We start from the raw sequence: 9,275 nt of genomic DNA, 5'->3' as shown, positions 1-9,275 counted from the left end.
GCCCCCGCTACGGCAAAATTTTAAACTTAGAGTTTTGAATTTATCCTTAAATTTGGGATGTGCGAGCCATAAATTTAATGTGCGGGCTAAATTTAAACTCGCGAGCTCGCGGTATTTTACGCCGCCGCATACATAGCGCGTAAAATTTTAAGCCTCGCTCAATGTAAAAGCGGCATAAAATTTCAAATTTAGGCTAAATTTTAAAATTTAGCGATACCGCCGCGCAAAACGGCACAGAATTTTAAAGCTTTGCGTTCCGCGAGCTGTTTTGACGACGTGAAAGCGGCGCAAAATTTAAAATTTATGGGCAGCGGAAAAATTGCGCGGAAGCAAAGCGGGCGACACAAGCGAGCAAAATTTTAAACTACGGCTCTATGAAATTTCACAGCGGCGCGCTGCAAGCGAGCTCTCGCAAAATCCGGTTTCAGCGCGCGCTTAGCTCGTGCACCAGATCCACTAGATATTTGGCGTTTTGCACGCTTACGTCGGGCAAAATTCCATGCCCTAGATTAAAGATATGCGCAGCACCCTTCATCGACGCTAAAATCTCGCGCACGCCCGATTCTATCGCGCCGCGATCGTATAGCCGCATCGGCTCCAGGTTGCCCTGAAGCGCAAATTTGCCCCCGAGCTGCTCGCGCGCAAGCCCGATCGGAGTGCTCCAATCCACGCCCCATACGTCAAAGCTCGCCTCGCCGCGCCGCGCCGCGATACGGCTCAGCCGCGACATCTGTGCGCCCGTGCCCTTGGCGAAGACGATGAGCGGGATATGCGGGAATTTCGCCTTTAAAAATTCCGTGATTTCTAGGATGTATCGCCAGCCGAACTCCTCATACGCACTCGGCTCCAGCGCGCCCGCCCAGCTGTCGAAGATCTGCACCGCATCGACGCCCGAGCCGATCTGGCGCGCCAGATAAAGCTTCGTCGCCTCCGTAACTAGGCGCAAAATTTCATGCAGAAGCTGCGGGTTTTCGTAGAGCATCCTTTTGCAAACGGCGTAATTTTTGCTGCTGCCGCCCTCGATCATATAGGTAGCGATCGTCCACGGCGCGCCGCAAAAGCCGATAAGCGCTTTATCCGCGGCAAGGCGAGAGCGAGTAAGCGAAATCGTATCATAAACGTATCCGAGCTCCGCCGCGGCCTTTTGCGGATCAAGGCGCGCCAAATCGCCCCGAGAGCGGATCGGATCACTAAATTTCGGCCCTTCGCCTGCTTCGAAGCGCAGATCCATACCCATCTGCATCGGAACGACCAAAATATCGCTAAAAAGTATCGCTGCATCGACGCCCAAAATCTCCACGGGCTGGATCGTTACCTCGCTAGCGGCGCGATAGTCGCGGCACAGGCTCAAAAAATCGCCCGCCCTCTCGCGCACCGCCATGTATTGCGGCAGGTAGCGCCCAGCCTGGCGCATCATCCAAATGGGCGTGTATGGGGTCTCTTTGCCGAAGCATGCGTCGATGAAAACCATTTTTATCCTTTAAATTTACTCAAAATATACAAAGCCAAACAAACCGCGAAGATAGCTCCTGCGAGCAAAAGCATATCCAAAGGGGTAGTAAAATCGGTGTGCAAAATTCTCTTGAAAAAATCCACTACGAGCACCATTATGATGACACTGCCGAGTTTGTGCTTCAGCTCCTCGAGAGAGGCGATCTTTAAAACTTGCAAATTCAGATCCACAAACTCGTCGATAAACAGCTCATAAATTCCAAATACAAAGATTAGCAGTACTATAGCGACCAGATACAGATCGATCGCCGTTATTATCTCGCTTAAAATATCAACGTAAAGCGCTCCCTTGCTCTGCGGAGCTAGAAAAAATTCTACGATTTTATAGAGCGCCGAGCAGATTTCGTAGCTTGCGATCACAAATATCGCTGCGCCTGCCGCGATGCAAAAAAGCACTGGCAGGAGGGTTAAAAATTTGCTGCAAAGTAAAAATTTTTCAAATATAGCTTTCATTTCTTCCTTAAATTTTAATTCGGGTAGCCGCTACACAAACGGACGTATAAATTTAAAAACCGCTCCATGCCGAAGCGTTCGTTTAAATTTACGCTCGTTTGCAATCGCATAAATTTACCCCATTTGATGGCGTCCGTTTGAGTCTTTAAAATTTTGCGCTAGGTTAAAGGCGCAAAATTTCAGCTCGCGGCGTTAAATTTTAAATAGGCTGATTTGCAAATTTTATTCGCCAGGCCTCGGCGCCGAAATCATGCGCGCGACCGCATCCACGCAGAAAAACTCGGCAGCCTTGCTAAATTATCCTACTTGTCTTGCTGCATATCGATCCAGCGAAGCGCGATGCGCACGGCGTTTGTAGCCGCTCCGACGCGGATCTGATCGGCGCTGCACCAAAGATGCAGAATTTTATCGTCGAAATTGTCCCTGCGAAGCCTACCGACGTAGGTTTCGTTCGTGTCGCTCGAAAGCAGCGGCATCGGATATTCGTTTTTGCTCGGATCGTCTACAAGCACGATGCTAGGCGCGTTTCTTAAAATTTCACGCACGCGGCTAATCTCGAAATCCTTTTTAAATTTTATCGTGATCGCCTCGCTGTGGCTGCGCAGCACCGGCACGCGCACGCAGGTAGCCGAAACGGCGAAGTTTTTATGCAAAATTTTCTGCGTTTCGTTTACCATCTTCATCTCTTCTTTGGTGTAGTCATTGTCCAAAAATACATCGATGTGCGGGATGACATTCATCGCGATCTGATGTGGGAAAACCTTCGGCTCGCACTCATCAAGCTTAAAAGCGAAAAACTGCTGCAACTGCCCTACAAGCTCGCTCATACCCTCTTTACCTGCGCCGCTTGTCGCCTGGTAGGTGCTTACATCTACGCGCTCGATATCAAACGCATCATCAAGCGGCTTAAGAATTTGAACCATCTGGATAGTTGAGCAGTTCGGATTAGCGATGATGCCTGTCTCTTCCCATAGCTTTATATCCTGAGGATTACACTCGGGCACTACAAGCGGGACATTTTCTTGCATGCGAAAGTGGCTCGTGTTGTCGATCACCACTGCGCCGCTTGCCGCAGCAAATGGCACGTAGTGCGCCGAAATGGAGCCGCCCGCGCTAAAAAATGCGATGTCGATCTCGTTTTCGTCGAAGGTGCTGTCGGTAAGCTCCTTCACGACGTATTCTTTGCCGCGGAATTCCACCTTCTCGCCCGCGCTCTTTGCGCTTGCAAGCGGCAGTATGTTCTTTACGGGGAAGTTCATCTCGTCTAAGACGCGCAAAATCTCCTCGCCTACAGCGCCGGTAGCGCCTACGATGGCGATATTGTAACTACTCATCCTCTCCTCCTTTTAAAATTTCATCGCTAGAGCCGTCGCTCTGCGAATCTTTGCTATCCAAATTTGAATTTAATAAATTTTCATCCTGCGCAAGCTCGCCTCCATCGCCTTCATCGCCCTCCTCGGCTTTCGGGCAGGTCGCGATGCTCACGACGTCGTCGCCCTCGACATTTACGACGATGACGCCGCTGGTGTTGCGGCCTGCTTTGCGGATGCTTTGCATATCCACACGGATCATCTTGCCGCTGGTGGTTAGCGCCATGAGATCCATCTCCTCATCGACCATCACGACGCCGATGAGCTCGCCCGTGCGGTTGGTGAGCTTCATGCAGATGACGCCCTTGCCGCCGCGGTTTGTGAGGCGATACTCGCTCGCGGTGGTGCGCTTGCCGATACCCTTTTGGCTCACGCTTAAAATTTCTTGCATGTCGCTTAAAATAAACGCGGCGCCGATGACCTCGTCGCCTTTTTCTTTAAATTTAATCCCCTTTACGCCGCGAGCGATACGCCCCATTTGGCGAATTTTATTTAGATTAAATTTAAGGCACATTCCCTTTTTCGTAGCGATAAAGAGCATGTTTTCGTTAGCGCTTTGCGGCTCGCCGTCTTGCGCGCCCTCGCCTTGCGAAATTTCATCTGAAATTTCATCCTCGCTTCCCTCCAAAATATCCTGCTCGGTCTGCCCTAAGGCTTCTTCAGCCTCGCCGCCGTCCAGATCGTCGCCGCTTAAGGCGCCTCCTTTGTAGTTTTGCATCTCCTCGGCGCTGTTTGGAGCGATGAGCGCAGTCACCAGCGTATCGTCCTCATCTAGGCTGATAGCGCGGATGCCGAGTGATCGGATATTTTTAAACTCGCTTAAATTCGTACGTTTTACGATGCCGTTGCGAGTGAAAAATACGAGCGACTTGCTCGGATCAAAATCGGTCGTAGGAATGATCGCCATGATCTTTTCGTCCGCGCCGAGCTGGATTAAATTTACGACCGCCTTGCCCTTTGCGGTGCGCGAGCCCTCCGGGATTTTATAAACCTTAAGCCAGTAAAGCTGCCCGCGGTCGGTGATAAACATAAGCGTGTCGTGGGTGTTGGACGTAAAAAAGCTCTCGATGAAGTCATCGTCGTATGTCGTAACCGCCACGCGCCCCTTGCCGCCGCGCTTTTGCTTCTCGTAAGTCTTACTAGGCACGCGCTTAATGTAGCCGCGATGAGTGATCGTAACGACCATATTTTCATTCGCGATTAGATCTTCGATGTCGATATCCTCGTAGTCATCGACGATTTCGGTGATGCGCGGGCATTTAAATTTATCCTTGATCTCCAAAAGCTCATCTTTGATGATCCCCTCAATCAGCTCCTCACTCTTTAGGATCGCGTCAAGTCGCTTTATCTCGGCTAAAATTTCTTTTAGCTCCTCCTCGATCTTTTCGCGCTCAAGTCCCGTTAAGCGGCTTAGCCTCATATCCAAAATCGCGCCCGATTGCGCCTCGCTAAGGCCGAATCTGCTCATTAAATTTTCGCGCGCGACGTTGGTGTCGGCGGAATTTCTAATCACATCGATCACTTCGTCGATATTATCTAGCGCAATCTTCAAGCCTTCTAAGATATGCGCTCTAGCGCGCGCTTTTTGAAGCTCAAAAATTGTGCGGCGGATAATGACGGTTTTTCTGTGGTTCAGAAACAGCTTCAAAAGCTCTATCAGCGTGAAAATCTTCGGCTCCTTGCCGTCGATTGCGAGCATTATCACGCCGAAGGTCGCCTCCATCGTGGTTTGCTTAAATAGATTATTCAGTACGATCTCGCTCATCGCGTCGCGCTTAAGCTCGATTACTACGCGAATTCCGTCGCGATCACTCTCGTCGCGCACCTCGGAGATGCCCTCGATCTGCTTTTCCTTTACGAGATCTGCGATCTGTTCGATCAGACGCGCTTTATTGGTCTGATACGGCAGCTCGTCGATTACGATGACGTCTTTATTTGATTTTTTTTCGATATGAGTTTTAGCGCGAATTTTAACGCGCCCTCTGCCCGTTTTATACGCCTCGATGATCCCTTTTTTGCCGTAGATTATACCGCCGGTCGGAAAATCGGGGCCCTTGATCTCGCCCATGATCTCCTCTAGGCTTGCATTTTTATTCTCAAGCAGCATCAAAAGACCGCCCACGAGCTCATCTAGGCTGTGCGGCGGGATATTCGTCGCCATTCCCACGGCGATTCCGCTCGAGCCGTTAAGCAGCAAATTCGGCACGCGCGTCGGCAAAACATCGGGCTCGCTTAGGCTCTCGTCATAGTTCGGCACGAAATCGACCGTCTCTTTATCTAGGTCTTTTAGCAGTTCCTCGGCTAGCGGCGTCATACGCGCTTCGGTGTATCTCATCGCCGCGGCGTTATCGCCGTCTATGGAGCCGAAGTTTCCCTGTCCGTTTACGGTCGGACATCGCATAGAAAAGTCTTGCGCCATACGCACCAAAGAATCATATATCGCCGTATCGCCGTGCGGATGGTACTTACCCATCACCTCGCCCACGATAAAAGCGGACTTTTTATATGGACTTCGCGCGCTTAAGCTCAAATTATTCATCGCGTATAAAATTCGCCTATGCACCGGCTTTAGGCCGTCTCTGGCATCTGGCAGCGCACGACCGATGATAACGCTCATCGAGTAATCAAGATAGCTCGTCTTGATCGATTCTTCGACGTCGATATCGATGATCTCCTGATTTTCAAACATATTTGATTGCATAAATATCCTTTTAAATTTTAAAGCGCGATTATAGCGAATTATTCTTTTGCATTAGCTAAAACCAAGCCGCACACGGGCATAAAGCCGCCATCGATCAAGCTCTCGCGCGCTTGCAGCATGCTAAGACCCGAGGTGATGATGTCGTCTACCAGGATTACGGGGAATTGCGGCGGGGTTAAAATTTTAAAATTTCGCTTGTGTTTTAGGCGAAATTCCAAACTCTGTCCGGTGTATTTGACGCGGTTTTGCGCACGCAGGCAGTGAAATTTTGGCTCAATTAGCTTGCTTTTTAGCGCGCGGGCTAAGATCGCCGTGTGCGAATAGCCACTGCGTACGTCATCATCCAGCGGCACGGCGTTAAATCTAAAAATTCCGTCCGTTTTAAATGCTTCGTAGTTTTGCGGATTTGCTGAAATTTCGCGCTGCAGATGAAGCGGGAATTTCGCTAGGCTTAAAGAAGCTATGCGCGCAAGCACCGCAGCGCCGTATTCGTGATGTTTAGAAAGTATAAGCTCTCGAATTTCGGAGTAGCCGTAGTAATAAAATACGCTAAAGCCCTCCACCTGCCGCATACTTAGGCGGCATTCGGCTAAATTTGCGGCGCAGGCGGCGCAGATCGTGCGCAGGCTAAACGCGCTGCAATTTACGCAGCGCATCTAAAGCGTCAAGATGATTTGATCGGCGGATTTTTTGACGATGTCGCCAAGCAAGCTTTGCACAAAAGGATTAAGCGATCTGGCCGTGCGAAGCGCCGTAAATTTGCTCTGATCTTGAGCTACGCGCTTGGTCGTGGTTTTGTTGCCCTGAACTATCGCGATCGCGACCTCGCCTCTTGCGCTCATATTTTCCTTCGAGTAGCCGTTGATCGCCGCCGAGATGCTTCTAATGTTTACGGTTACGATATTAGGGCTTGCAGGATCGATCCTCACGCCGCGAGCCTCAAGCTCCGCGCGCAAAGCCTTATCGAACCACGCCGAGAGATTGTTTTTTAAAAGCACTTCATCGACGAGTTTGCCGTCGTTGTCGTTTATAACGGCGATTACCATCTGATTTTCGCGCTGATCGTTGATCGCGTTGATATTTACCGACTTGCCGCTTACGGTCTGATCGGCCTTAGAAAGATATGGATTTAGGCTGATGACGCTGCTGGTTTGCGAGCAGGCGGCAAAAAATAGCGCAAAAACGCCGAGTAAAAATTTTTTCATTTCTATCCTTTTTATGAGATTCGGGCGCATTGTAGCACTAAATTTAAAATTTATAGATTTTTTTGTATCATTATAAGATCAAAGGAGAAATTTTGCAAGCACTCGCTTTAAAATACAGACCCAAAAGCTTCGAGCAGCTCATCGGTCAAGATGCCGTCGCCAAAAGCCTCGCACACGCGCTGGATTCGGGCAGGCTGAGCCACGCATATCTTTTCAGCGGACTTCGCGGCAGCGGCAAAACCTCGACGGCTAGGATTTTTGCCAAAGCGCTTTTATGCGATAAGGGCCCCACCGGCAAGCCGTGCGAGGTTTGCGATAACTGCGTAATGGCAAACGAGGGGCGCCACATCGACATCATCGAAATGGACGCCGCCAGCCACCGCAAGATCGACGATATCCGCGAGCTCATCGAGCAGACGAAGTATCATCCCGCAAGCGCGCGCTTTAAAATTTTCATCATCGACGAGGTGCATATGCTCACCAAAGAGGCATCCAACGCGCTTTTAAAGACGCTTGAGGAGCCGCCTGCTTACGTAAAATTTATCCTTGCGACTACCGATCCGCTCAAGCTTCCCGTCACGGTGCTATCACGCACTCAGCACTTTCGCTTTAAGCCGATCGCCAAAAGCGCAGTCGTAGCGCATCTGGCGCAAATTTTAAAAACCGAAAACATCGCTTACGAAGAGGGCGCGCTTGAAATTTTGGCGCGTAGCGGCTCAGGCTCGCTACGAGACACGCTCACGCTCCTCGATCAGGCGATTATCTTTAGCCGCGAAGGAATCACGCAGCGCGCGATCGCCGATATGTTGGGCTTGCTAGATCCCGTTAAAATTGGCGAAATTTTAGACGTCGTGCTGCGCCAGGACCGCGCGGGCGCGATCGAGATCATCAAAGAGGTCGAAAACTACAACGCCGAGACGATAATCGACGAGATGATCGCAAATTTAAAGGATAAATTTCTGCGACGCGACGCGAAATTTAGCCTGCTGATGTATGAGCGGTTTTTCCGCATTTTAGCGGGTGCTAAGAGCATGCTCGCCATCAGCCCGGACAACACTTACGCGATTTCTATGATGATTTTTATGATGATGGAGGCGGTAAATCTGCGCGAAATCGACGAGCTGATCGAGGTCGGTAGATCGCTAGATCAAGGCGAGGGCTATGCTTCTGCTTCGGCGCCGAATTTAAACGCACAAGGCTTCGCGCCGAATTTTAGGTCGAATTCCAACCAAAGTGCGACATTTGCGCCAAATAGCGAGCCGGGCGGCGCATCTTTTGCACTGGGCGACCAGGGTAGCGCGACAAGCGGCGTGCCTAGCTTTACTGCTAGCGCAAAACGTCTCGCAAGCTCCGGTGCCGGCGGTGCAGTGAAACAGAGCCCTGACGCAAGCAGCGAGATCAAACCGGGCGCGGTGGCGCAGGCGCAAAATTCTAACTCTTCCATCAAAATGGGTGCTCAAAATGAAATTTACGAGAATTTTTTAGCCAAAATTTACGACCGCGATTATGATCTGGGCGAGAAATTTAGCAAGTGCGTGGAATTTTTAAAGTTCGAGCGCGGCACGCTGTATCTGCTCTCGCGCGCGCAGGGACAGGACAGAGAGTACCTACGCAAGGGCTCGCGAGCGATCAATAACGTGCTAAAATCGCTTTTCGGCGAGAGCGCGGCTATCAAGATCGAGCAAGGCACGTCGCAAAACGGCGATGATCCCGTCCAAAGCGAGCGTGATCGAAATTCCACACGTGGCGCAACCGCTACGCAAAGCAAGAATTCTACGCAAGGCGCGACTTCCGAATCCAGCGCCGATACTATGCGCCCTGCAAATTCGACCTCGCAAAGCCCTGCAAATTCCATGGCGCAAAATTTTACTGAAAGCCCCACCTCTAGCAGCATGCAAGACAATCCAGAATCTACGCAAGCAGGCGAGCAAGAAAGCGAGCAGAGCTGTGCGCCGCAAATAAATTCCGCCGCAAATGAAGCGCAAGCCGCAAAATTGCAAACGGATGCGGGAAGAAATTCCGAGCAGCAAAATT

The 9,275-nt window shown here is 50.5% G+C and carries 7 protein-coding genes; 1 reads left to right on the top strand and 6 read right to left on the bottom strand.

Going from position 1 to position 9,275, the window contains the following annotated elements:
- Positions 1–424 precede the first annotated feature (424 nt).
- From hemE to QZ176_RS09885, 6 genes are all read right to left on the bottom strand, one after another.
- Positions 425–1,471 (bottom strand): uroporphyrinogen decarboxylase, encoded by a 1,047-nt coding sequence (gene hemE / locus QZ176_RS09910; protein ID WP_295153250.1) that lies wholly within the window; start codon positions 1,469–1,471, stop codon positions 425–427.
- 2 nt (positions 1,472–1,473) lie between these two features.
- Complete coding sequence (locus tag QZ176_RS09905; RefSeq protein ID WP_295153248.1) at positions 1,474–1,965, bottom strand: YqhA family protein; 492 nt, start codon at positions 1,963–1,965, stop codon at positions 1,474–1,476.
- A gap of 302 nt (positions 1,966–2,267) precedes the next feature.
- Positions 2,268–3,299, bottom strand: coding sequence for an aspartate-semialdehyde dehydrogenase (locus QZ176_RS09900; protein ID WP_295153246.1), 1,032 nt, complete (start codon positions 3,297–3,299; stop codon positions 2,268–2,270).
- Entirely contained in the window at positions 3,292–6,036 is a 2,745-nt protein-coding gene (gene gyrA / locus QZ176_RS09895) for a DNA gyrase subunit A (protein ID WP_295153244.1), read from the bottom strand. Before gyrA ends, QZ176_RS09900 begins: the two co-directional genes overlap by 8 nt.
- Positions 6,037–6,074: 38 nt before the next feature.
- Positions 6,075–6,692: a ComF family protein gene (locus QZ176_RS09890; protein WP_295153242.1), complete on the bottom strand. Its 618-nt coding sequence runs from the start codon at positions 6,690–6,692 to the stop codon at positions 6,075–6,077.
- The gene (locus QZ176_RS09885; RefSeq protein WP_295153240.1) at positions 6,693–7,241 is read right to left on the bottom strand and encodes a YajG family lipoprotein; all 549 of its coding nucleotides are present in this window, start codon (positions 7,239–7,241) and stop codon (positions 6,693–6,695) included.
- A gap of 92 nt (positions 7,242–7,333) precedes the next feature.
- Here QZ176_RS09885 and QZ176_RS09880 point away from each other — a divergent pair.
- A partial coding sequence (locus tag QZ176_RS09880) for a DNA polymerase III subunit gamma/tau (protein WP_365951859.1) occupies positions 7,334–9,275 on the top strand: 1,942 nt, incomplete at its 3' end.

The sequence above is a fragment of the uncultured Campylobacter sp. genome (assembly GCF_905373215.1).
Taxonomy (GTDB): domain Bacteria; phylum Campylobacterota; class Campylobacteria; order Campylobacterales; family Campylobacteraceae; genus Campylobacter_B.
This window is presented reverse-complemented; position numbering and strand designations above follow the sequence as displayed.

Excerpts from the sequence above, each read along its gene's own strand:
- QZ176_RS09890 (WP_295153242.1), bottom strand. The coding sequence starts at position 6,692 with ATGCGCTGCGTAAATTGCAGCGCGTTTAGCCTGCGCACGATCTGCGCC.
- QZ176_RS09905 (WP_295153248.1), bottom strand. The coding sequence starts at position 1,965 with ATGAAAGCTATATTTGAAAAATTTTTACTTTGCAGCAAATTTTTAACC.
- QZ176_RS09885 (WP_295153240.1), bottom strand. The coding sequence starts at position 7,241 with ATGAAAAAATTTTTACTCGGCGTTTTTGCGCTATTTTTTGCCGCCTGC.
- hemE (WP_295153250.1), bottom strand. The coding sequence starts at position 1,471 with ATGGTTTTCATCGACGCATGCTTCGGCAAAGAGACCCCATACACGCCC.
- QZ176_RS09900 (WP_295153246.1), bottom strand. The coding sequence starts at position 3,299 with ATGAGTAGTTACAATATCGCCATCGTAGGCGCTACCGGCGCTGTAGGC.
- gyrA (WP_295153244.1), bottom strand. The coding sequence starts at position 6,036 with ATGCAATCAAATATGTTTGAAAATCAGGAGATCATCGATATCGACGTC.